Origin of the sequence: Pseudomonas sp. PDM10 (assembly GCF_014852295.1) — a bacterium.
GTDB lineage: Bacteria > Pseudomonadota > Gammaproteobacteria > Pseudomonadales > Pseudomonadaceae > Aquipseudomonas.
The window spans coordinates 975425-999684 of the sequence record NZ_JACVBJ010000001.1; the positions used below are offsets into that span (position 1 = coordinate 975425).

Below are 24260 nucleotides of genomic sequence, written 5' to 3' on the forward strand. Positions count from 1 at the left end.
TTATTGGCCAAACCCCGGTATGATCAGCCCCGCGCTGCATGATGGGGTTAATCCTTTGCTGAGAATGGCTCGCGTTGCGGTGGGGCATTATTCGACGAAGGGTCGACTTATGACATTTTGTTGCATCAACTTTTTTATCTGTCTTTGCATCTAAGCTCTTTTAACCCGAGCTTGCAGGGGTGGGACGGCACACCTTCGTGCCACGCGGGCGCTCTTTTAGAAAAGCGCCTGATTGAAAACCGGGCCGGCAATGCGTTGCCGGTTCACTTAGCTAAAGGCTCTGAAATTCCAATGTCCGATCAATTCGAAATCTTCCTCACTTGCCCCAAAGGCCTTGAAGGCCTGCTCATCGAGGAAGCCGTCGGGCTTGGCCTTGAGGAAGCGCGTGAGCACACCTCTGCCGTGCGCGGCATGGCCACCATGGAAACCGCTTATCGCCTGTGCCTGTGGTCGCGTCTGGCGAACCGGGTGCTGCTGGTGCTCAAGCGTTTCCCGATGAAGGACGCCGAAGACCTGTACCACGGCGTGCTGGATATCGAGTGGCAAGACCACATGCTCAACGATGGCACCCTGGCCGTTGAGTTCAGCGGTCACGGCTCGGGCATCGACAACACCCATTTCGGCGCCTTGAAGGTCAAGGACGCCATCGTCGACAAACTGCGCACGCCACAGGGCGATCGTCCGTCCATCGACAAGCTCAACCCGGACCTGCGCATTCACCTGCGCCTGGACCGCGGCGAAGCGATCCTGTCCCTCGACCTCTCCGGCCACAGCCTGCACCAGCGCGGCTATCGCTTGCAGCAGGGCGCGGCGCCGCTGAAGGAAAACCTCGCGGCCGCGATCCTGATCCGTTCCGGCTGGCCACGCATTGCGGCCGATGGCGGCGCGCTGGCTGACCCGATGTGCGGTGTCGGTACGTTCCTCGTCGAAGCCGCGATGATCGCCGCCGACATGGCGCCGAACCTGCGTCGCGAGCAGTGGGGCTTCACCGCCTGGCTCGGTCACGTCCCGGCCCTGTGGAAAAAGCTTCACGAAGAAGCCACTGAGCGTTGCGCGGCCGGTCTGGCCAAGCCACCCCTGTGGATTCGCGGTTACGAAGCCGATCCGCGTCTGATTCAACCGGGCCGCAACAACGTTGAACGTGCCGGCCTGAGCGAGTGGATCAAGATCTACCAGGGCGAAGTCGGGACGTTTGAGCCACGTCCGGACCAGAACCAGAAAGGCCTGGTGATCTGCAACCCACCGTACGGTGAGCGTCTGGGTGATGAAGCGAGCTTGCTCTATCTCTACCAGAACCTCGGCGAACGTCTGCGTCAGGCCTGCTTGAACTGGGAAGCTGCGGTATTCACCGGCGCCCCGGACCTGGGCAAGCGCATGGGCATCCGCAGCCACAAACAGTATTCGTTCTGGAACGGCGCGTTGCCGTGCAAGTTGCTGCTGATCAAAGTCACGCCAGACCAGTTCGTCACTGGCGAACGTCGCACTCCGGAACAGCGTCAGGTCGAGCGCGAGCAAGCCGAAGTCGAAGTCGCAGACAACGACGTGGCACCGGGCAAGTACGAGAAGTACAACAAGAACGGCAACCCGATCAAACCGGCGCCAGTGGTGATCGAGCAGCCGCGCTTGAGCGAAGGTGGGCAGATGTTTGCCAACCGTCTGCAAAAGAACCTCAAGGCCCTGGGCAAATGGGTCAAGCGTGAAGGCATCGACTGCTACCGCGTCTACGATGCCGACATGCCGGAATACTCGATGGCCATCGACCTGTATCAGGATTGGGTCCACGTCCAGGAATACGCCGCGCCGAAATCCATCGATCCGGAAAAAGCCTCGGCGCGCATGTTCGATGCCCTGGCCGCCATTCCGCAGGCCCTGAACATCGACAAGAGCCGCGTGGTGGTCAAGCGTCGCGAGCGTCAGAGCGGCACCAAACAGTACGAACGCCAAGCGGCACAGGGCAAGTTCGTCGAGGTCAACGAAGGCGGCGTGAAGCTGCTGGTGAACCTCACGGATTATCTCGATACCGGGTTGTTCCTCGATCACCGGCCAATGCGCATGCGGATTCAGAAAGAGGCCGCCGGCAAGCGCTTCCTCAACCTGTATAGCTACACCGCAACCGCCAGTGTTCACGCAGCCAAGGGCGGCGCGCGCAGCACCACCAGCGTCGACCTGTCGAAAACCTATCTGGACTGGGCGCGTCGCAATCTGTCGCTGAACGGTTTCTCCGAGAAGAACCGATTGGAGCAGGGCGACGTGATGGCCTGGCTCGATGCCTGCCGTGACGAATACGACCTGATCTTCATCGATCCGCCGACGTTCTCCAACTCCAAGCGCATGGAAGGGATCTTCGACGTGCAGCGTGACCAGGTGCAATTGATCGACCTGGCCATGGCGCGTCTGGCCCCGGGCGGCGTGTTGTACTTCTCCAACAACTTCCGCAAGTTCCAGCTCGAGGAAAACCTCACCGAGCGTTATGCGGTCGAGGAAATCACCGCCCAGACCATCGATCCGGATTTCGCCCGTAATGGCAAAATCCACCGTGCCTGGAAAATCACGGCTCGTTGACACTTGAAGGGATTGGATCCACAGAGCCTTGATTTTTAAAGGCTCTTGGCTTCTTTCTGTGCTGGTCAAATTGATGGCTAATAGCTATAACTCAACGAATGGCCAATGGGCTTTCCCGCACCTGGCGTTTTGAGTTGCGTCTATGTCGTTGCACGCCGTGCGCCCCAAGATCCTGGGTTTTATCAGCGAAGATGTCTCGGCCTGGCTGGTCGCGCTGCTGGTATTGATCGTCGGCGGGATTCTCACGGGATTGCTGGCATGGTCGACGCTGAATCTGTTTCACCAACAATTACGGCAACGCTTCCAACTGCTGGCCAGTGAGCGTTACAGCCGTATCGAAGAACGCTTCGAAGATCAGGAGCAGCGCCTCGATGGCCTGCGCCGGTTCTTTACCAATTCCGATTCGGTCTCCCGCGCGGAGTTCGACGGTTACACCCAACCGCTGCTGCACCGGACTCAGGCCTATTCCTTCGCCAAGCGGGTAACCGGTGCCGAACGGGCGGAATTTGAACGCCAGGTGCGTGCAGAGGGTTTACCCGACTTCACCCTGCGCGAACTCAATGCCGACGGCCAACTGCAACTGGCGGCTGAACGGGATGAGTATGTGGCGGTGCTGTATAGCCAGACCCAAAGCAAACTCGGCTCGCCGCTGGGCTATGACTTGTGGGCTCAACCCTTGCGCCGCGCCACCCTTGAACGGGCCGATCAGCATGGCGGTATGGCGGTATCGCAGCCGATGCATCTGGTCAATATCGAACCGGCCTATGCGCGCGGCGTGCTGCTGGTCGCACCGGTGTTGCTGCGCAATGGTCCGGCTACGGCTGGGGTGAAACCGTTCGGTTATGTCATGGCGGTGATCAGCATGCATCAGTTGCTGGCGGACGGGTTGCCAGAGGCTGGCCGTGACTATCTTTCGGTGCGCATCCTCGACTTATCCACAGACGATCAGCACGAAGTGCTTTATGAGTCCCCTAACCCCCCAGCCCCCAGTGAGTTGGCCGCGACCCGGCTGTTACGGCTTGCCGACCATGACTATCAAGTCGACATTCAGCCCAGCGATGCCTTCCTGACAGCCAATCATTCATCGGTGAACACCCTGGTGGTGCTGGGCGGGTTGCTCAGTCTGTTGCTCAGTGCCTTGCTCTATGTGCTGGTCAGTCAGCGTCAACGGGCGCTGAAAATGGTCGAGCAACGGACCCAGGAACTGCGCGCCCGCGAGCAGGAGTTGCGCGGCACCCACGGCCAGTTGCGTGGCGTACTGAATGCCGCGACCCAGGTGGCGATCATCGCCACTGACCTGCGCGGGGTTATCCGCACCTTTAATGCCGGGGCAGAGCAAATGCTCGGTTACACCAGCAGCGAGGTGGTGGGCCACATGACCCTGGAAAACCTGCACCTGCCCCGAGAACTCCTGGCACGTTCGGCGGAGTTGAGCGCGCGCTATGGCAAACCGATTCCGACCTGCCAGGCGATGTTGGTCGAGGGTGATGAGGGGGGCGGTCACGAAGCGCGGGAATGGACGCTGCTGCGCAGCGACGGCAGCCATTTGACGGTGAACATGCTGGCGACCCCGGTCCTCGACGAGCAAGGTTTGTGGGTCGGGCACCTGGCGATCTGTATCGACATCACTGAACGCAAGCGGGTCCACGAGGCCCTGGCGGCACGGGACCTGTTGTTGAAGAAACTCAGCGCCCATGTGCCCGGCGGGATCTACCAATTCAAGATGGAGTTCGATGGGCGCTTCAGTGTGATCTACGCCAGCGACGGTATTCGCGAGATCTACGAACTTGAACCGGATGTCCTGTTGTTCAACGCCGAAGCGATTTTCACGCGGATTCATCCGCAGGACACCACCCGGGTCCGCGCTTCGATCCGGGCGTCGGCGGAAACCCTCAGCCCTTGGCGCGAAGAATACCGCGTGCAGCTGCCCCTGCGCGGCCTGCGTTGGGTTCGTGGCGAGGCGACACCGGAGGAATTGCCCGGTGGTGGCGTGCTCTGGCACGGCTATGTCTCGGACATCTCCGACTTGAAACGGGTGGAAGAAGAACTGCGGGCGCTATCGATCACCGACTCCCTGACCGGGATCCACAATCGCCGCTATTTCCAGGAACGCCTGACCACCGAAATGGCGCGGGTCGAACGCGGTGGCGGCGAACTGTCGGTGATCATGCTCGATATCGACCATTTCAAACGCATCAATGACCAGCATGGCCACGCGGTCGGCGATCGGGTGTTGCAGATTGTGTGCGAACGCATCGGCCTTCGGCTGCGGCGCACCGACGTGTTCTGTCGCCTGGGTGGCGAGGAGTTCATGGTGCTTTGCCCGGACATCAGCGGCGAGCATGCCCATGTCCTGGCCTTACAGCTATGGCAAGGGTTGCGCAGTTCGCCGATCGAAGGCGTCGGGACAGTGACCGCCAGTTTCGGGATTGCCAGTTGGCGAGTCGGGGAGGGCGCGGATGCGCTGCTGCTGCGGGCGGATTCGGGGGTGTATGCGGCGAAACAGGCCGGACGGGATCGGGTAGAAGGAGAGATGAACTAGAGCTGCGGGCTTCCCCCTGTGGGAGCGAGCCTGCTCGCGATAGCGGTGTGACAGTCGACGTCAATGTTGAATGTCACACCGCTATCGCGAGCAGGCTCGCTCCCACATTGGTTCTGTGGTGTTTTGTCGATCGGGTTAGAGCACCGAAGCCGTTTCCGGCAGTTTCGGCTGGCGATACAGGTCCAGCAGCACCTGATCCAGCACCGACGACGCGCCAAACGGTGCCTTGTCGTTGAGGATCGCCACGACCGCCCAGGTATTGCCGTTGATGTCGCGGCTGAAGCCGGCAATCGCCCGCACCGTATTCAGGGTGCCGGTCTTGATGTGCGCTTCACCGCGCATCGCCGTGGTCTTCAGGCGTTTGCGCATGGTGCCGTCGGTGCCGGCAATCGGCATCGAACTGATGAACTCGGCCGAATACGGGCTTTTCCAGGCCGCTTGCAGCATGCCGGCCATTTCACGCGCACTCACCCGTTCCGCACGGGACAGGCCGGAACCGTTTTCCATCACCAGGTGCGGCGCGGTGATGCCTTTCTTCGCCAGCCACTGACGCACCACGCGCTGTGCAGCCTTGGCATCGTCACCGTCGGCCTCGGTGCGGAACTGCGCACCCAGGCTCAGGAACAACTGCTGGGCCATGGTGTTGTTACTGTATTTGTTGATGTCGCGGATGATTTCCGCCAGGTCCGGCGAGAAGGCCCGAGCCAGGACCTTGGCGTCTTTAGGGGTTGGCGCCAAACGGTCCACGCCCTGAATGCTGCCGCCCAGTTCCTTCCAGATCGCTCGCACGGCGCCTGCGGTGTAGGTCGCGTGGTCGAGCAGCGACAGGTAAGTCTGGGAACTGCAGCCTTCGCCCAACTGGCCGCCGACCGTCACGGTCACGCTGCCATCGGCCTGGGTCACCGGGTTGTAACGCACGCCACCGGTGCATTGCTTGGAGTTGACGGCTTTGACCTGGTTTTCGATGCGAATGGTGGCAATCGGCGGTTCCACCGACACCAGCACCCGGCCGTTGTCGTTGCGCGCCACAAAGCGCAGGGCCTTGAGGTTGACCATCAGCGCGTCAGGTTTGACCAGGAACGGCTTGTTATCGTCATTGCCGTCGTCGTTGAACTGCGGCAATTGCGGCTGTACGAAGAAATTGCGGTCCAGCACCAGATCGCCGGTGATTTGCGTCACACCGTTGGCGCGCAGGTCACGCATCAGCAACCAGAGTTTTTCCATGTTCAGCTTCGGATCGCCTCCACCCTTGAGGTAGAGGTTACCGTTGAGGATGCCGCCGCTGAGCGTGCCGTCGGTGTAGAACTCGGTTTTCCACTGGTGGTTCGGGCCGAGCATTTCCAGCGCCGCGTACGTGGTGACCAGTTTCATGGTCGAAGCCGGATTGACGGAGACGTCTGCGTTGAAAATCGTCGGGGTGCCAGGGCCGTTGAGCGGGATCATCACCAGCGACAGGGCGTTGTCCTGCATCTTGCTGGCCTTGAGGGCTTTTTCAACGTTGGGTGACAGCGCGGTGTTGATCGAGGCGGCGGAAACAGAGAAGGCCAGTGGGAGCAGAAAACCGGCCAGTAACAATGGACGCAAAGATTTGATCATGTGAAATAAAACCCTACAGCCGAGGGGGAAAAAGACGAGGGCATACAGATAAATTCCCTCAGTGGTCATGAAAGTGTCGGCATTATGCCCCAAGGTGTAGTGGCTTGTGCCGTGCCCTGGCCTTCTAATCCGCTATTTTTTACCGACGGTAGGGCTTGCAACCCAGAGAGACGGGCATTCGGCGCCTTAAACTGCTAAAGTGCCGCCCGTTATTACTTATGAGGATTGTTCCAATGGCGACTAACCGTTCCCAGCGTCTGCGCAAAAAACTGTGCGTCGATGAATTTCAAGAGCTGGGTTTCGAACTGAACCTGGATTTCAAAGAAGATTTGGCTGATGAAGCCATTGATGCTTTCCTCGACGCGTTCCTGAAAGAAGCCATGGAAGCCAACGGTCTGGGCTATGTTGGCGGCGACGACTTCGGTCTGGTTTGCCTGCAGAAGCGTGGCTCGGTGTCCGAAGAGCAGCGTGCCGCTGTTGAAGCCTGGCTCAAAGGCCGCAGCGAATTGACCGAAGCGACTGTCAGCCCGCTGATCGACGTCTGGTACCCGGAAAAGCCGATCAATCCGGTAGTTTGATGTTGTAAAAAACGGCGGCCCAAGGGTCGCCGTTTTTTTTATGCCCGCTCCTACAGGGCCTTGCGCCAGTTCAGAATCACCATCGTTAGAACCCCCGCCACAATTCCCCAGAATGCCGAACCGATGGAAAACAGCGTCAGCCCCGACGCCGTGACCATAAAGGTAATCAGCGCCGCTTCACGTTCCTTCACTTCATTCATGGCGATGCTCAAGCCATTGATGATCGAGCCGAACAACGCCAGTGCCGCAATCGACAGCACCAATTCTTTCGGTAATGCGGCAAACAGCGCCGCCAGTGTCGCGCCGAACACCCCGGCAATCCCGTAGAAGATCCCGCACCAAACGGCCGCCGTGTAGCGCTTGTTGCGATCCTCATGGGCATGCGGCCCGGTGCAAATCGCCGCGCTGATGGCCGCCAGGTTGATCCCGTGGGAACCGAACGGCGCCAGCAGTAACGAAGCGATGCCAGTGGTGGTAATCAGCGGCGAGGCCGGCACGGTGTAACCGTCGGCGCGCAGCACGGCGATGCCGGGCATGTTCTGTGAGGTCATTGCCACGACAAACAGCGGAATGCCGATGCTGATGGTCGCGGCGAGGGAGAAGTGCGGCGTGGTCCAGACCGGCGTCGCCACTTCCAGATGAAAACCGCTGAAGTCCAGCAGGCCCATGAGCCCTGACAGCGCCGTCCCGATCAACAGCGCGGCCAGTACGGCATAACGCGGCGACAGACGTTTGACCACCAGATAAGTGAAGAACATGCCCAACACCAGCGCGGTGCGATGCTGCGCGGCGACGAAGATTTCGCTGCCGATCTTGAACAGAATCCCCGCCAGCAGGGCAGCGGCCAATGACGCCGGAATCTTTTTCACCAGCCGTTCGAAGCTGCCGGTCAGGCCACAAATGGTCACCAGAATCGCGCAGGTAATGTAGGCGCCGATGGCTTCGCCGTAGGTCACGCCGCCCAGACTGGTGATCAGCAACGCCGCGCCGGGTGTCGACCAGGCGATGGTGATCGGCGTGCGGTAACGCAGAGACAGGCCAATCGAACACACCGCCATGCCAATCGAAATCGCCCAGATCCACGAGGAAATCTGCGCGCTGGTCAGACCCGCCGCTTGCCCGGCCTGGAACATCAGCACCAGCGAGCTGGTGTAACCGGTCATCATCGCGATGAAGCCGGCGACGATCGCAGAAGGCGACGTATCGGCAAAAGGGCGGATCTGCGTGTGCGTGGCGTCGTTCATGACGGCGGTGTTCCTTATACAGATGAAGATGTCCGCCACAACACAGAACCATTGTGGGAGCGGGCTTGCTCGCGAAAGCGGTGAGTCTGTAGAAGCAGATGTCGACTGACACACCGCTTTCGCGAGCAAGCCCGCTCCCACAGGGGGATTGTGTTCAAGCGGCGGATTCTGCGTTCAAGCCTAAACTCAAAAGTAACCAGTCGTTGCAATACAGCGGAAGTGACAAACAGCCGTACAGTCGTGTTGCCACTGTCCATTGTGTACAATCGCAGTGTTTTTTACGCGATACTTGCCAGCGACCCACTGTGCCGTATTACAGTCACGGTCAATTCGCCGCAGTTCTTCCGACTCGAGTGCCCATGAACGAACAGTTGCAACCCCTCAAGAAACAACCGCGAGCAGGCAAAGCCGGCCGCAGCGGTACCCAGGACGATATTGTCTACGCGCATATCTTCGAGGCCATCCTCGAACAGCGTCTGGCGCCCGGTACCAAGTTGAGCGAAGAAGCGCTGGGGGAAATTTTCGGGGTCAGTCGCACCATCATTCGCCGCGCGCTGTCGCGCCTGGCCCATGAAGGCGTCGTGCTGCTGCGTCCGAATCGTGGCGCTGTCGTGGCCAGCCCGAGTGTCGAAGAGGCTCGCCAGGTGTTCATGGCCCGGCGTCTGGTGGAGCGTGCGATCACTGAGTTGGCGGTGCAGCACGCCACTGCCGAGCAGATTGCCGAGTTGCGCCAGATGGTCAACGACGAGCGCGACAGCTTCTCCCGGGGCGATCGCGGCGCCGGTATTCGTCTGTCGGGCGAGTTTCACTTGAAGCTGGCCGAAGCGGCGAAAAACGCGCCGTTGATCAGCTTCCAGCGCAGCCTGGTGTCCCAGACTTCGTTGATCATTGCCCAGTATGAAAGCGGCAATCGCTCCCACTGTTCCTACGACGAGCACACCCAGCTGATCGACGCCATCGAAGCGCGCAACGCTGAGCTGGCGGTGGACCTGATGATGCATCACATGGATCACATCGACAGCAAACTCAACCTGGACGAAGAAAGCGCGTCGGATGATTTGCATGCGGTGTTCTCGCATTTGTTGCAGACCAAGAAGCCAGGGCGGCCTGTCGCCAAACTCTGACTTCCTGACGCTGATCGTTCCCACGCTCTGCGTGGGAATGCCTCAACGGACGCTCTGCGTTCGGCTCTGGATTGGGACGCGGAGCGTCCCGGGCTGCATTCCCACGCGGAGCGTGGGAACGATCAAAAAATCCCCCGGGCTGTAAAAGCTGCGGGGGATTTTTTATGGCCGAAGAAAACCTAGCGCTGATGCACCTGATTTCCCGCCGCATAGGTCTGCAACACCGTCCGGTCATCCCCCAGCGTCATCAACACAAACAACGTCTCGGCAATGTTATTGGCCTGCTTCAAGCGATAGCTCAGCAGCGGTGTGGCGTTGTAGTCCAGCACCAGGAAGTCCGCATCAGTGCCCGGTTGCAGGGTGCCGATCTTGTCTTCCAGGCGCAGCGCGCGAGCGCCACCGAGGGTGGCCAGGTACAGCGATTTGAACGGGCTCAGTCGCGCACCTTGCAGCTGCATGACTTTGTACGCTTCGTTCAGCGTTTGCAGCAGTGAGAAACTGGTGCCGCCACCGACGTCCGTACCGATGCCGACATTCAACTTGTGCTTCTCGGCCATCGGCAGGTTGAACAGGCCGCTGCCGAGGAAGAAGTTCGACGTCGGGCAGAAGGCGATCGCCGAGCCGGTTTCCGCCAGTCGCGCGCACTCGTCATCGCACAGGTGCACGCCGTGGGCGAATACCGAACGTTCGCCGAGCAGTTTGTAGTGGTCGTAAACGTCCAGGTAGCCCTTGCGCTCCGGGAACAGTTCCTTGACCCACTCGATTTCCTTGAGGTTTTCGCTGATGTGGGTCTGCATGTACAGGTCAGGGAATTCGCTGAGCAACTGGCCGGCGAGGGTCAGCTGTTCCGGGGTGCTGGTCGGGGCGAAGCGCGGGGTGACCGCGTAGTGCAGGCGACCCTTGCCGTGCCAGCGCTCGATCAGCGCCTTGCTTTCGACGTAGCTGGATTCGGCGGTGTCGGTCAGGTAGTCCGGCGCGTTGCGGTCCATCATCACTTTGCCGGCGATCATCCGCAGGTCCAGCTGTTCGGCGGCTTCAAAGAACGAGTTCACCGACTGCGGATGCACGCTGCCGAACACCAGCGCGGTGGTGGTGCCATTGCGCAGCAGTTCCTTGATGAAAATGTCCGCGACTTGGTCAGCGTGAGCCTTGTCGGCGAACTGGCTTTCGCACGGGAAGGTGTAGGTGTTGAGCCAGTCCAGCAGCTGCTCGCCGTAGGCGCCGACCATGCCGGTTTGCGGCAAGTGAATGTGGGTGTCGATGAAACCCGGGGTGATCAGCGCGTCCTGATAATGCGTTATCTGGATATCGGCGGGCAGGGTCGGCAGCAAGTCGCTGGCGTGACCGAGGGCGCTGATCTGGCCGTTATCGACCACCAGCAAGCCATCTTCGAAATACTCATACGAGTCTTCGATGCCCACTTCGGCAGGGTCGGCGATGCTGTGCAGAATGGCGGCGCGGTAGGCTTTGCGAGTCAGAGGCATTGTTGTTCTCAATTCGTGGCTTTTTAGTTCGAAGCGTGGCTGCGGCGTGAGGCAGGCAGCAGTTTGGCGATCGATGATCCGGCGCTGGCGGTGTGCTGGCCGAAATTGGCGTTATAGGTGGCGATGATTTCGCCGGCGATGGAGATGGCGATTTCCACTGGCAACTTGCCTTTGACTTCGCCGATGCCCATCGGGCAGCGCATGCGTTGCAGCACGGCGCTGTCGAAACCTCGGTCACGCAAGCGGTGTTCGAATTTCACCCGTTTGGTCTTCGAACCGATCAGGCCGAAGTAGGCGAAGTCGTTGCGCTTGAGGATCGCGGCAGTGAGTTCGAGGTCGAGCTGGTGATTGTGGGTCATGACGATGCAGTAGCTGCCGGCGGGCAGGTCATCGATTTCGTCCACCGGTTCTTCGGCGACGATTTTGCGTACGCCGTGGGGGATCTGTTCCGGGAATTCGGCTTCTCGCGAATCGATCCAGCGCACCCGGCAGGGCAGGCTGGCGAGCAGCGGCACCAGCGCCCGGCCGACGTGGCCGGCACCGAATACGGCGATCTGCGCCTGGACCTGGCCCATCGGTTCGAACAGCAATACGGTCACGCCACCGCAGCACTGGCCCAGGCTGGCGCCGAGGCTGAAGCGCTCAAGGTGGGTGTCCTGCTTACCGCTGGCCAGCATCTCGCGGCCGATTTGCATGGCCTTGTATTCCAGATGCCCGCCACCGATGGTGTCGAAGGTCTGGTTGGCGCTGATGACCATCTTCGAGCCGGCGTTACGCGGCGTCGAGCCGAGCTCTTCGATGATGGTGACCAACACGCAGGGTTCACCCTGGGATTGCAGGTCGGCGAGGGCGTCGATCCAGTTGTACATATTCACCTCAACATTACTGTTGTCTATCCGGGCCTCATCGCTAGCAGGCTAGCTCCCACATTGTTTTGTGGTGTCCACACATTCTGGATTACCGCGAATCCTGTGGGAGCCAGCCTGCTGGCGATTGGCCGCGCCTCGGTATCAGAGCGAAGCCAACTCAACTTCGGTTTCAGCCGCCTTCGCCTCCTTCAACTGCCGCATCTGCTCACAGCCCCACAACACCCGCTCCGGCGTCGCCGGCGCATCGATTTTCGGTTGATGCTTGTAGTCGCCCAGACTGGCCACGGCGTCCTTGATCGCACACCACGCAGCGATGCCGAGCATGAACGGCGGCTCGCCCACTGCCTTGGAGTGGAACACCGTGTCTTCCGGGTTTTTACGGTTTTCCACCAGCTTCACCCGCAGGTCCAGCGGCATGTCCGCCACCGCCGGGATCTTGTAGCTGGCCGGGCCGTTGGTCATCAGTTTGCCCTTGTTGTTCCACACCAGTTCTTCCATGGTCAGCCACCCCATGCCCTGGATGAAACCACCCTCGACCTGACCGATGTCGATCGCCGGGTTCAGCGAGTCGCCGACGTCGTGGAGGATGTCGGTGCGCAGCATTTTGTACTCGCCGGTGAGGGTGTCGATGATCACCTCGCAGCACGCTGCGCCGAAGGCGTAGTAATAGAATGGCCGGCCCCGCGCCTGGCTGCGGTCGTAGAAGATTTTCGGGGTCTTGTAGAACCCGGTGCTCGACAGCGAAACCTGAGCGAAATACGCCTGCTGGATCAGCGATTCGAAGGTCAGGATGTGATCGCGAACGCGTACATGACCGTTGTGGAATTCCACGTCTTCTTCGCTGACCTTGTACTGCCGCGCGGCAAATTCAACCAAGCGTTTCTTGATGATCTCCGCCGCGTTCTGTGCGGCTTTACCATTAAGGTCGGCGCCACTGGAAGCGGCGGTCGGCGAGGTGTTTGGCACCTTGTCGGTGTTGGTCGCGGTGATCTGCACGCGGTCCATTTCCACCTGGAACACTTCAGCCACGACCTGCGCGACTTTGGTATTCAAACCCTGACCCATTTCGGTGCCGCCATGGTTCAGGTGGATGCTGCCATCGGTGTAGACGTGGATCAGCGCACCGGCCTGGTTGAGGAAGCTGGCGGTGAAGGAAATACCGAATTTCACCGGGGTCAATGCCAGGCCTTTTTTCAGGATCGGGCTGTTGGCGTTGTAGCGACGAATCGCTTCGCGGCGCTCGGCGTACTGGCTGCTTTCTTCCAGTTCGGCGGTCATTTCCTCGAGCATGTTGTGCTCGACGGTCTGGTAGTAATGGGTGACGTTGCGCTCGGTCTTGCCGTAGTAGTTGGCCTTGCGCACCGCCAGCGGGTCGAGGGCCAGATGGCGGGCGATGGCGTCCATCACTTCTTCGATAGCGACCATGCCTTGCGGGCCACCGAAACCACGGTAAGCGGTGTTCGACGCGGTGTTGGTTTTGCAGCGATGACCATTGATGGTCGCGTCGCCCAGGTAGTACGAGTTGTCAGCGTGGAACATCGCACGGTCGACAATCGACGCCGAGAGGTCCGGCGAGCAACCGCAGTTACCGGCCAGTTCCAGGGCAATGCCGTGCAGCCGGCCGGTGCTGTCGAAGCCCACGTCGTATTCGATGTAGAACGGGTGACGCTTGCCGGTCATCAGCATGTCTTCGACGCGCGGCAGGCGCATTTTGGTCGGCTGGCCGGTGAGGTGCGCAATCACTGCGCATAGGCACGCCGGGCTCGCGGCCTGGGTTTCCTTGCCGCCGAAACCACCGCCCATGCGGCGCATGTCGACGACGATTTTGTTCATCGACACATCGAGCACTTCGGCGACGAGCTTCTGCACTTCGGTGGGGTTCTGGGTCGAGCAGTAGACGATCATGCCGCCGTCTTCGGTCGGCATCACCGAAGAGATCTGGGTTTCCAGATAGAAGTGTTCCTGGCCGCCGATGTGCAACGTGCCCTGGATACGATGCTCGGCGGTGGCCAGGGCGCCGGCCGAATCACCGCGCTGATGGGTGTGGCTGTCGAGCACAAAGTGGCGTTTTCGAAGTGCTTCAACCACGTCCAGCACCGGCTCGAGATCTTCGTATTCGATGATCGCGGCCATCGCGGCTTTACGCGCGGTTTCCAGATCCTTCGCCGCAACAGCGAGCACCGGTTGACCGACGAATTGCACGTCGTCGATGGCCAGCAGCGGGTCACCCGGCAGCAATGGGCCGATGTCTTTCAGGCCCGGCACGTCTTTGTGAGTGATGGCGATGCGCACGCCTTCAAAGGCGTAGCAAGGCTGGGTGTCGATGCTGATGATTTTCGCGTGAGCGCGGTCCGACAGGCGTGCGTAAACATGCAACTGGTTCGGAAATTCCAGCCGGTCGTCGATGTATTGCGCTTCACCGGACACGTGCTTGGCGGCGCTGTCGTGCTTGACGCTGCGGCCGACACCGGTGGTCAGTTCCTTGGCGAACAGTTCAGCCAATTCGGCTTGGGTCTTCTCTACAGCGTGATGATTAGACATAAGCGGTCACCCGAGTCTCGATGTGCGGTGTTTGCAGTTCGATGAAGTATTTACGCAACAGGTTCTGGGCGCTGAGCAGGCGGTATTCCTTACTGGCGCGGAAGTCCGAGAGCGGCGTGAAATCTTCGGCCAGTGCGGCGCAGGCGCGTTCGACGGTGTCGTTGTTCCAGGTGGCACCGAGCAATACGGCTTCGCAGGTCTTGGCGCGTTTCGGGATTGCGGCCATGCCGCCGAAGGCGACGCGGGCGTCGGCGATTACACCGTTGTCGATGCGCAAGTTGAACGCGGCGCAGACGGCGGAAATGTCATCGTCCAGACGCTTGGAGACTTTGTAGGCGCGGAACAGTTGTTCGGCGCTGGCACGCGGCACGATGATCTTTTCGATGAACTCGCTTTCCTGACGCGCGGTGACCCGGTAATCGATGAAGTAATCTTCCAGCGCCATCGTGCGGCGGGTTTCGCCTTTGCACAAAACGATCTGCGCGCCGAGCGCAATCAACAGGGGCGGGGAGTCACCGATCGGCGAGGCATTGCCGATGTTGCCGCCGAGGGTGCCCTGGTTGCGGATCTGCAGGGAAGCAAAGCGTTGCAGCAATTCGCCGAAGTCCGGGTACTCGGCTTTCAAGGCCTCGTAGCAATCGGAGAGGGCGGTGGCGGCACCGATTTCCAGGCGATCGTCAAAGCGTTCGATGCGCTTCATCTCGGCGACGTTGCCGACGTAGATCATCACCGGCAGGGTGCGGTGGAACTGCGTGACTTCCAGCGCCAGATCCGTGCCGCCGGCCAGCAGGCGAGCCTGTGGATAAGCGTCATACAGGTCAGCCAGATCGGCAACGGTCAGCGGCACCAGGCAGCGTTTGTCGCCACTGTTGAGTTCGCCGATATCGGTAGGGGCGATGGCCTTCAGGCGAGCGATGGTGTCGGCCTCACGGGCGTCGAACTGGTCCGTTTGCTTGCCGCAGCAGGATTGTTCGGCAGCCGCCAGAATCGGCCGGTAGCCGGTGCAACGGCAGAGGTTGCCGGCCAGCGCTTCGTGAGCTTTATGAGCATCCGGTTGATCGCTGTTCTTTTGCAGCGCGAACAGCGACATGACGAAGCCGGGTGTGCAAAAACCGCATTGCGAGCCGTGGCACTCGACCATGGCTTTCTGCACGCTGTGCAGCTCGCCTTGGTGCTTGAGGTCTTCGACACTGATCAATTGTTTGCCGTGCAGTGACGAAACGAACGTCAGGCACGAGTTGAGGCTGCGATAGCGAATGTGTTCGCGGCCATCGTCATCCGTTTGCAGCTCGCCAACCACCACGGTGCAGGCGCCGCAGTCACCGCTGGCACAGCCTTCTTTGGTGCCGGGTTTGCCCACATGGTCGCGCAGATAATTGAGCACGGTCAGGTTTGGGTCCAGGGCGTGCTCGCTACGGAGTTCCTGGTTAAGTAAAAACTGGATCACGGAAGGCCTCGCAGACTCATTATTGTTGTTAACCGACTTGAACCGAATTTATCAGGTCTGACTTTGCGGTCAATGATTTTCTGACTTAAAGGTCAGGAAATAGCATTTTGTCGATCAACGACTCGTTCCTTCATTATTGACCCTCTCGGGATAGCCTGCTTTTTGCTGGATTCGTGCCAAAAACCGCTGAGTGGGCACTCCGCCATGACCCTTTATGTGCGGTACACTGCGCCGCTTGTGCAGATCGAAGAGTTTGAAGGGACAACCATGACGTTCAAGGCGCCGGATAGCCTCGCCGAGCAAATTGCTCACCACCTCGCCGAACGCATCATTCGTGGCGAAATGAAGCCCGGGGAGCGCATCCAGGAACAGAAGGTCACGCTGGCCCTCAATGTCAGCCGCGGTTCGGTCCGTGAAGCCTTGCTGATCCTCGAGCGCCGCCACCTGATCGCGATCCTGCCGCGACGTGGCGCCCATGTGACCGAGCTCACGGCCCACAAGGTCCAGAGCCTGTGCACGCTGATGAGCGAGCTTTACATCCTGCTGGGCAATGCTGTGGCCAGTGGCTGGCAAGTCCAGGCCGACATGGCGCCGTTCGTGCAAATCCAGCAGCGCCTGACCGCCAGCTACGAGCGCCAGGACATTCGCACCTTTGTCGACGACAGCTTCAGTGTGATGCGCGCCGCGTACCCGTTCGCCAACAACCCGTACTTGCAGGAAACCGTCGAGAATCTGCAGCCGGCCATGAGCCGCGCGTATTTCCTCGCCCTAGAACAGCGCAAGGCCTCGATGAGCGAGTTCCTCGAATTGTTCGAACGCTTGCTCGCCGCTGTGCTGGCCCGTGATTTTCCGCAGATCCGCATTGTGCTGACGGCGTATGCCCAGCGCAGCAGTGATCTGGTGGTTTCTGCCCTGACGGACGCCTGAGCGTGCGGTTAAAGTGCATCAAGCTGGCGGGGTTCAAATCCTTCGTCGACCCGACCACGGTGAACTTCCCCAGTAACATGGCGGCGGTGGTCGGGCCCAATGGTTGCGGCAAGTCGAACATCATCGACGCCGTCCGCTGGGTGATGGGCGAGAGTTCGGCCAAGAACCTGCGCGGCGAGTCGATGACCGACGTCATCTTCAACGGCTCGACCAGCCGTAAACCGGTGAGCCAGGCCAGCATCGAGCTGGTCTTCGATAACTCCGACGGCACCCTGCTTGGCGAATACGCGGCCTACGCGGAAATTTCCATTCGCCGCAAAGTGACCCGCGACAGCCAGACCACTTACTACCTCAACGGCACCAAATGCCGCCGCCGCGATATCACGGATATCTTCCTCGGCACCGGCCTGGGCCCGCGCAGCTACTCGATTATCGAGCAGGGGATGATCTCCAAGCTGATCGAGTCAAAGCCTGAAGACCTGCGCAACTTCATTGAAGAAGCCGCGGGTATCTCCAAGTACAAGGAGCGCCGGCGCGAGACCGAAAACCGCATTCGCCGCACCCACGAAAACCTGGCCCGCCTGACCGACCTGCGCGAAGAACTCGAGCGTCAGCTTGAACGCTTGTACCGCCAGGCCGAGGCTGCCAAGAAGTATCAGGAATACAAGGGCGAGGAACGTCAGCTCAAGGCCCAACTGTCGGCCCTGCGCTGGCAGGCGTTGAATGAACAGGTCGGTCAGCGCGAAGCGATCATCGGCAATCAGGAAGTCACCTTCGAAGCGCTGGTGGCCGAGCAGCGCAACGCCGATGCGGCTATCGAACGCTTGCGGGACGGGCACCACGACCTGTCCGAGCGCTTCAATCTGGTGCAGGGGCGCTTCTATTCGGTCGGCGGCGACATCGCCCGGGTCGAGCAGAGTATCCAGCATGGTCAGCAACGCCTACGTCAGCTGCAGGACGATCTGAAAGAAGCCGAGCGTGCGCGTCTGGAAACCGAGTCGCACCTGGGTCACGACCGTACGTTGCTGCTGACCCTGGGCGAAGAGCTGGACATGCTCACCCCCGAACAGGAAGTCACCAGCGCCGCCGCCGAAGAGGCTGCCGCTGCGCTGGAAGAATCCGAAACCACCATGCACGCCTGGCAGGAGCAATGGGACACCTTCAACCTGACGGCCGCCGAACCGCGTCGCCAGTCCGAAGTTCAGCAGTCGCGCATCCAGCAGCTGGAAACGAGCATGGAGCGCCTGGCCGATCGTCAGAAGCGGCTGGGCGAGGAGCGCGCGTTGCTCTCGGCAGACCCGGAAGACGCGGCGATCATGGAACTCAGCGAGCAGCTCGCTGAATCCGAAGCGACACTTGAGGATTTGCAGACCAGTGAACAAGCTCAGGTCGAAAAGCTTGAACAACTGCGTCAGGAATTGCAGCACGCGCTGACGGCGCAGCAACAGGCCCAAGGTGATTTGCAGCGTCTGAACGGTCGCCTCGCCTCCCTTGAGGCCTTGCAACAAGCCGCACTCGATCCCGGCACCGGCACCGCTGAATGGCTGCGCGAACAACATTTGGCCGACCGTCCGCGACTGGCTGAAGGCCTGAAAGTCGAAGCCGGTTGGGAGCTGGCAGTGGAAACCGTGCTCGGCGCCGACCTGCAGGCGGTACTGGTAGATGACTTTGGCGATTTCGATCTGGCCGGTTTTGCCCAGGGCGATTTGCGCTTGCTCAGCCCGGCCTCCGATGGTGTGCGCGTGCCCGGCAGCTTGCTCGATAAAGTTGAAGCGCAGATCGATCTGGCGCCATGGCTGGGGCAGGTTAAACCGGTCGACAGCCTCGAACAGGCGTTGGCCCTGCGTAATCAATTGACCGCCGGCCAGAGTCTGATCAGCCGCGATGGTTACTGGGTCGGTCGGCACTTTTTACGCGTACGTCGCGCCAGCGAAGCCGAAAGCGGTGTGCTCGCTCGCGGTCAGGAAATCCAGCGTCTGGGCCTCGAACGCGAAGAGCGCGAAGCCACAGTTGAAACCCTGGAAACCCATCTTCAGAATCTCAGGGCGCAGCAGCGTCAGCAGGAAAACGGTCGCGAACATTTGCGCCGTCTGCTGCAAGACGAAGCGCGTCAGCAAGGTGAGTTGAAAGCCCAGTTGTCCGCCGGCAAAGCCAAGGCCGAACAACTGACCCTGCGCCGCACACGCCTGGACGAAGAGCTCACCGAATTGGCTGAGCAACGCGCTCTGGAACACGAGAATATCGGCGAGGCGCGTCTGCAATTGCAGGAAGCCCTCGACAGCATGGCGCTGGACACCGAGCAGCGCGAGCTGCTGCTGGCTCAGCGCGACAGCTTGCGCGAGCGACTTGATCGGGTGCGGCAGGAAGCCCGCCAGCACAAGGATCACGCGCATCAACTGGCGGTGCGTCTGGGTTCGCTCAAGGCGCAACATGACTCCACGCGTCAGGCGCTGGAACGTCTGGAAATGCAATCCGAGCGCCTGACCGAGAAGCGCGAACAGCTCAGCCTCAATCTGGAGGAGGGCGAGGCGCCGCTGGAAGAGTTGCGCCTCAAACTCGAAGAGCTGCTCGACAAACGCATGACCGTCGACGAAGAACTCAAGACGGCGCAGATCGCTCTGGAAGACGCTGACCGAGAATTGCGTGATGCGGAAAAACGTCGCAACCAGGCCGAGCAGCAATCGCAGTTGATTCGGGGGCAGATGGAAACCCAGCGCATGGAATGGCAGGCCCTGACCGTGCGCCGCAAGACCTTGGAAGATCAGTTGCTGGAAGACGGCTATGATCTCCACGGCGTACTCGCCACCCTGGTGGCCGACGCCAACGAGAAAGACGCCGAAGAAGAACTCGAACGCATTGCCGCGCGGATTCAGCGTCTGGGTGCGATCAACCTGGCGGCCATTGACGAATACCAGCAACAATCCGAGCGTAAACGTTATCTGGATGCGCAGAACGACGATCTGGTGGAAGCGCTGGATACGCTCGAGAACGTGATTCGCAAGATCGACAAGGAAACCCGAAACCGCTTCAAAGATACCTTTGATCAGATCAATGGCGGTTTACAGGCCCTTTTCCCAAAAGTTTTCGGTGGAGGACGCGCCTATTTGGAACTGACGGGCGAAGATCTACTCGATACAGGGGTAACGATCATGGCGCAGCCGCCAGGAAAGAAGAACAGCACCATCCATTTGCTCTCCGGTGGCGAAAAAGCCCTGACTGCCTTGGCTCTGGTTTTTGCCATCTTCAAGTTGAATCCGGCGCCGTTCTGCATGCTCGATGAGGTTGACGCGCCATTGGATGACGCTAACGTTGGACGCTACGCACGGCTGGTCAAAGAGATGTCGCAGACGGTGCAGTTCATCTATATCACCCACAACAAGATCGCCATGGAAATGGCCGAGCAACTGATGGGGGTGACGATGCACGAGCCGGGTTGTTCGCGTCTGGTGGCAGTGGATGTCGAGGAGGCGATGGCGATGGTGGATGCCTGAGTCGGCGCTTGTAGGAGAGGTATTTTTGAGTTGTAGGACTTATTTACCTCCCTTGACTTGCTGGCCAATCGACATATTCGCGCAAGCCGTTGTGACAGACGGTGTAAAGTTGCCTTTGGTCGTGCTAGTTTAATGTCAATTTTTCGTATACGTGGGCAAAACGCCTGTCAGAACATAGAGTTGGCGCCACGTTTTAAAGCGGTTTACGAGTTGTAAACCTCTTATTTTTCAGCATTTTTTATAGAGGCACGGGATTACATGGAAATCGGTCTGCGCGAGTGGCTGATCGTCATCGGCATTATTGTCATTGCCGGTATTCTTTTTGATGGCTGGCGTCGCATGCGCGGCGGCAAGGGGAAACTGAAATTCCGTCTCGACCGAAGTTTGTCCAATTTACCGGACGAGGACACCAGCGCTGAGCTGTTGGGCCCGCCCCGTGTGCTGGATACGCATAAAGAGCCGCAACTGGACGAGCACGATCTGCCGTCGGTGAGCATGCCTGCTCGTGAGCCGCGTGAGTCGGGTTCCAAGCGCGGCAAGCGTGGCCATGGCGAGCCTTCGCAAGGCGACATGAACCTGAGTCTGGATCTGGACGGCGGCCCGAGCTTCAGCAGCCGGGACGACGATTTCCCGGACGACACCAAGGCTTCGAGTTCGGCCAGCGACAAAGAACAACCGCAAGCCGAAGAAGTGCTGGTGATCAGCGTGATCTGCCGCGACGCCGCTGGCTTCAAAGGCCCGGCGCTGTTGCAGAACATTCTGGAAAGCGGTCTGCGTTTTGGCGAGATGGACATCTTCCACCGCCACGAAAGCATGGCCGGCAATGGCGAAGTCCTGTTCTCGATGGCCAATGCGGTCAAGCCGGGCGTCTTCGATCTGGACGACATCGACCACTTCAGCACACCGGCAGTGAGCTTCTTCCTCGGTCTGCCAGGCCCGCGTCATCCGAAGCAAGCCTTCGACGTGATGGTGGCTGCGGCGCGCAAACTGTCCCAGGAGCTGAACGGCGAACTGAAAGACGATCAGCGCAGCGTACTGACTGCCCAGACGATTGAGCATTACCGTCAGCGCATCGTTGAATTCGAACGTCGCGCCCTGACCCAAAAACGCTGATTCAAGAGGTTGGAGCGGGCTCTTGTGGCGAGGGGGCTTGCCCCCGTTGGGCTGCGAAGCAGCCCCCAAACCAGCCAACCCGCTGTGTCAGATAAAATACGATCACTGGATCTACGACTGCTTCGCAGCCCAACGGGGGTAAACCCCCTTGCCACAAAGTGCAAGCCAGCAGGCTATCGTGATTAGAAGATTGAGCAGCCTCGGCTGCTCTTTTGCTTTATGAGAGAACACCCATGACCGCCGCCAAAAACCGCATTCTAGAGCTGCGCGATGAACTCGATCAGCACAACTATCGCTACCACGTGCTGGACGAGCCGAGCATTCCGGACGCCGAATACGACCGGTTGTTCCACGAGCTCAAGGCCCTCGAAGCGGCCCATCCCGAACTGATCACCAGCGACTCGCCAACCCAACGCGTCGGCAGTGCGGCGCTGTCGGCGTTCACACAAGTGCGTCACGAAGTGCCGATGCTCAGCCTCGGCAACGCCTTCGGAGAAACCGACATGCGCGAGTTCGATCGCCGGGTAACCGAAGGTCTCGACCTGCCGGTTGGCGACTTGTTCGGCGGCGGCGCGGCGGTGGAATACAGCTGTGAACCCAAACTCGATGGCTTGGCGGTCAGCTTGTTGTATCTGGACGGCGTGCTGGTGCGCGGCGCGACTCGCGGCGACGGCACCACTGGCGAAGACATCAGCGTCAACGTCCGTACCGTGCGCAACATTCCGCTCAAGTTGCACGGTACGGGCTGGCCAGCGACCCTGGAAGTACGCGGCGAAGTGTTCATGTCCAAGGCCGGTTTCGAACGCCTCAACGCCACGCAGCTGGAAGTCGGCGGCAAGACCTTCGCCAACCCGCGCAACGCGGCGGCGGGCAGTTTGCGCCAGCTGGATTCGAAGATCACCGCCAACCGTCCGTTGGAATTTTGCTGCTACGGCATCGGCCAGATTTCGGCCGATATTGCTGATACGCACATCGGCAATCTCAAGCAGCTCAAGGCTTGGGGCATGCCGATCAGTCATGAGTTGAAACTGGCTCACGGCATTGCTGAATGCCTGGATTACTACCGCGACATCGGTGAACGCCGAAATTCGCTGCCCTACGAAATCGACGGTGTGGTGTTCAAGGTCAACAGCATTGCCTCTCAGCGTGAGCTGGGCTTCCGTGCTCGTGAACCGCGCTGGGCGATCGCGCACAAATTCCCGGCGATGGAAGAACTCACTGAATTGCTCGATGTGGAATTCCAGGTCGGTCGTACCGGTGCAGTGACGCCGGTGGCGCGCTTGAAGCCGGTCAAGGTCGCTGGTGTGACCGTGGCCAACGCGACGTTGCACAACATGGACGAAGTGGCGCGTCTGGGCCTGATGATTGGCGATACCGTAATCATTCGCCGCGCTGGCGATGTCATTCCGCAGGTGGTGCAAGTGGTCATCGAGCGCCGCCCGGACAACGCACGGCCAGTACAGATTCCTGAGAAGTGCCCGGTCTGCGGCTCGCATGTCGAGCGCACGCAACTGGTCAAACGCAGTAAAGGTCGCGAGACCGTCAGCGAAGGCGCGGTGTACCGCTGCGTCGGTCGCCTGGCCTGCGGTGCGCAACTCAAGCAGGCAATCATTCACTTCGTCTCCCGTCGCGCCATGGACATCGAAGGCCTGGGCGAGAAGAGCGTTGAGCAACTGGTGGACGAAGGGCTGGTGAGTTCGCCGGCTGATTTGTACGCGCTGACGTTCGAACAGATTGTCGATCTGGAAGGCTTTGCCGAGTTGTCGAGCAAGAACTTGCTCAGCGCCATCGAAGACAGCAAGCAACCGAGCCTGGCGCGCTTCATCTACGCTCTCGGGATTCCCGATGTCGGCGAAGAGACGGCCAAGGTGCTGGCGCGTTCTCTCGGCTCTCTGGAGCGGGTTCAGCAAGCCTTGCCGCAAGTGCTCACGTACTTGCCAGACGTGGGCCTGGAAGTGGCTCATGAGATTCACAGCTTCTTCGAAGATGCGCATAACCAGCAGGTGATCAAGGATCTGCTCAAACACGGCATGCAAATTCAGGATCAGGGTGAACTGGGCGCCGAGTTTGCCGCCAGCACTACGCTGGGTGGTTTCCTCGACAAGCTGCACATCCCTTCGGTCGGGCCGGGTGGGGCGCAGAAACTGGCGGACAAGTTTGGTTCGCTTGAAGGTGTTTTCAGCGCCGACTGGCTGGATATGCGCCAGGCGCTGCCGGAAAAACAGGCCACTTCGGTTCGGGAGTTCTTTGCGGTTGCGCAAAATCGCCAGATTGCCGAAGCCGCCGAGAAACAGCTGCGCGATTTCGGCATGCACTGGCAGAGCGAGAAGAAAGTCGTTGAAGGCTTGCCGCTGGCCGGGCAGACCTGGGTGCTGACCGGTTCGCTGGAATTGATGAGCCGCGACATCGCCAAGGACAAACTTGAAAGCCTCGGTGCCAAGGTGGCGGGCTCGGTGTCGGCCAAGACTCATTGCGTGGTGGCCGGGCCGGGTGCAGGTTCCAAGTTGACGAAGGCTAATGAGCTGGGATTGAAGGTTCTGGATGAAGAGGCGTTTGTCGAGTTCCTGAAGAAGAACGGCATCCCGGTCTGACACTGACACTGAACCTGTGGCGAGGGGATTTATCCCCGTTGGGTTGCGCAGCAGCCCCAGACCCGGCAACTGCATTATCACAGACAGATTGCGTACGCCGGTTTTGCGACGACTGCGTCGCCGAACGGGGATAAATCCCCTCGCCAAATTA

14 protein-coding genes are annotated in these 24260 nt (G+C 60.0%); 8 read left to right on the forward strand and 6 right to left on the reverse strand.

Translation table 11 applies throughout. The annotated features are described in order from the left end of the window. The first annotated feature begins 291 nt into the window (after window positions 1-291). Complete coding sequence (gene rlmKL, locus IB252_RS04595) at window positions 292-2562, forward strand: bifunctional 23S rRNA (guanine(2069)-N(7))-methyltransferase RlmK/23S rRNA (guanine(2445)-N(2))-methyltransferase RlmL (protein ID WP_008146282.1); 2271 nt, start codon at window positions 292-294, stop codon at window positions 2560-2562. A 142-nt stretch (window positions 2563-2704) separates the two neighbouring features. Then, window positions 2705-5104 carry a GGDEF domain-containing protein gene (locus tag IB252_RS04600; RefSeq protein WP_192407073.1) on the forward strand — a complete coding sequence of 800 codons (2400 nt, stop codon included), beginning with the start codon at window positions 2705-2707 and terminating at the stop codon, window positions 5102-5104. A 135-nt stretch (window positions 5105-5239) separates the two neighbouring features. On the opposite strand, the gene dacB is transcribed toward IB252_RS04600, so the two are convergent. Next, window positions 5240-6700 carry a D-alanyl-D-alanine carboxypeptidase/D-alanyl-D-alanine-endopeptidase gene (gene dacB / locus IB252_RS04605; RefSeq protein ID WP_111450631.1) on the reverse strand — a complete coding sequence of 487 codons (1461 nt, stop codon included), beginning with the start codon at window positions 6698-6700 and terminating at the stop codon, window positions 5240-5242. A 233-nt stretch (window positions 6701-6933) separates the two neighbouring features. Here dacB and IB252_RS04610 point away from each other — a divergent pair, with 233 nt between their 5' ends. Next, window positions 6934-7278 carry a YggL family protein gene (locus tag IB252_RS04610; RefSeq protein WP_111450630.1) on the forward strand — a complete coding sequence of 115 codons (345 nt, stop codon included), beginning with the start codon at window positions 6934-6936 and terminating at the stop codon, window positions 7276-7278. 50 nt (window positions 7279-7328) lie between these two features. On the opposite strand, the gene IB252_RS04615 is transcribed toward IB252_RS04610, so the two are convergent. Next, the gene (locus IB252_RS04615; RefSeq protein ID WP_192407075.1) at window positions 7329-8522 is read right to left on the reverse strand and encodes a benzoate/H(+) symporter BenE family transporter; all 1194 of its coding nucleotides are present in this window, start codon (window positions 8520-8522) and stop codon (window positions 7329-7331) included. Between the two features lie 359 nt (window positions 8523-8881). On the opposite strand from IB252_RS04615, the gene IB252_RS04620 reads away from it, so the two are divergent. Continuing rightward, window positions 8882-9646: a GntR family transcriptional regulator gene (locus IB252_RS04620; RefSeq protein WP_046047886.1), complete on the forward strand. Its 765-nt coding sequence runs from the start codon at window positions 8882-8884 to the stop codon at window positions 9644-9646. 179 nt (window positions 9647-9825) lie between these two features. Here IB252_RS04620 and guaD read toward each other — a convergent pair whose 3' ends face one another. From guaD to xdhA, 4 genes are all read right to left on the reverse strand, one after another. Continuing rightward, complete coding sequence (guaD, locus tag IB252_RS04625; RefSeq protein WP_192407077.1) at window positions 9826-11130, reverse strand: guanine deaminase; 1305 nt, start codon at window positions 11128-11130, stop codon at window positions 9826-9828. A 23-nt stretch (window positions 11131-11153) separates the two neighbouring features. Further along, a complete protein-coding gene (gene xdhC, locus IB252_RS04630) occupies window positions 11154-11999 on the reverse strand; it encodes a xanthine dehydrogenase accessory protein XdhC (protein WP_140679764.1) in 846 nt (281 codons plus the stop codon). A 141-nt stretch (window positions 12000-12140) separates the two neighbouring features. Next, window positions 12141-14540 (reverse strand): xanthine dehydrogenase molybdopterin binding subunit, encoded by a 2400-nt coding sequence (gene xdhB / locus IB252_RS04635; RefSeq protein WP_192407079.1) that lies wholly within the window; start codon window positions 14538-14540, stop codon window positions 12141-12143. Continuing rightward, a complete protein-coding gene (gene xdhA / locus IB252_RS04640) occupies window positions 14533-15987 on the reverse strand; it encodes a xanthine dehydrogenase small subunit (protein WP_192407081.1) in 1455 nt (484 codons plus the stop codon). Before xdhA ends, xdhB begins: the two co-directional genes overlap by 8 nt. Window positions 15988-16254: 267 nt before the next feature. Here xdhA and IB252_RS04645 point away from each other — a divergent pair, with 267 nt between their 5' ends. From IB252_RS04645 to ligA, 4 genes are all read left to right on the forward strand, one after another. Then, window positions 16255-16914 (forward strand): GntR family transcriptional regulator, encoded by a 660-nt coding sequence (locus IB252_RS04645; RefSeq protein ID WP_192407083.1) that lies wholly within the window; start codon window positions 16255-16257, stop codon window positions 16912-16914. 2 nt (window positions 16915-16916) lie between these two features. After that, on the forward strand, window positions 16917-20405 hold the full coding sequence (smc, locus tag IB252_RS04650) for a chromosome segregation protein SMC (protein ID WP_192407085.1): 3489 nt from the start codon (window positions 16917-16919) through the stop codon (window positions 20403-20405). Between the two features lie 258 nt (window positions 20406-20663). Continuing rightward, window positions 20664-21518: a cell division protein ZipA gene (zipA, locus tag IB252_RS04655; RefSeq protein ID WP_111450622.1), complete on the forward strand. Its 855-nt coding sequence runs from the start codon at window positions 20664-20666 to the stop codon at window positions 21516-21518. Between the two features lie 233 nt (window positions 21519-21751). Then, complete coding sequence (gene ligA / locus IB252_RS04660; RefSeq protein WP_192407088.1) at window positions 21752-24109, forward strand: NAD-dependent DNA ligase LigA; 2358 nt, start codon at window positions 21752-21754, stop codon at window positions 24107-24109. Window positions 24110-24260: the final 151 nt, after the last annotated feature.

Bases quoted from the DNA above. Each gene is read 5' to 3' on its own strand.
- rlmKL (WP_008146282.1), top strand. From the start codon at position 292: ATGTCCGATCAATTCGAAATCTTCCTCACTTGCCCCAAAGGCCTTGAA.
- IB252_RS04600 (WP_192407073.1), top strand. From the start codon at position 2,705: ATGTCGTTGCACGCCGTGCGCCCCAAGATCCTGGGTTTTATCAGCGAA.
- dacB (WP_111450631.1), bottom strand. From the start codon at position 6,700: ATGATCAAATCTTTGCGTCCATTGTTACTGGCCGGTTTTCTGCTCCCA.
- IB252_RS04610 (WP_111450630.1), top strand. From the start codon at position 6,934: ATGGCGACTAACCGTTCCCAGCGTCTGCGCAAAAAACTGTGCGTCGAT.
- IB252_RS04615 (WP_192407075.1), bottom strand. From the start codon at position 8,522: ATGAACGACGCCACGCACACGCAGATCCGCCCTTTTGCCGATACGTCG.
- IB252_RS04620 (WP_046047886.1), top strand. From the start codon at position 8,882: ATGAACGAACAGTTGCAACCCCTCAAGAAACAACCGCGAGCAGGCAAA.
- guaD (WP_192407077.1), bottom strand. From the start codon at position 11,130: ATGCCTCTGACTCGCAAAGCCTACCGCGCCGCCATTCTGCACAGCATC.
- xdhC (WP_140679764.1), bottom strand. From the start codon at position 11,999: ATGTACAACTGGATCGACGCCCTCGCCGACCTGCAATCCCAGGGTGAA.
- xdhB (WP_192407079.1), bottom strand. From the start codon at position 14,540: ATGTCTAATCATCACGCTGTAGAGAAGACCCAAGCCGAATTGGCTGAA.
- IB252_RS04645 (WP_192407083.1), top strand. From the start codon at position 16,255: ATGACGTTCAAGGCGCCGGATAGCCTCGCCGAGCAAATTGCTCACCAC.
- zipA (WP_111450622.1), top strand. From the start codon at position 20,664: ATGGAAATCGGTCTGCGCGAGTGGCTGATCGTCATCGGCATTATTGTC.
- ligA (WP_192407088.1), top strand. From the start codon at position 21,752: ATGACCGCCGCCAAAAACCGCATTCTAGAGCTGCGCGATGAACTCGAT.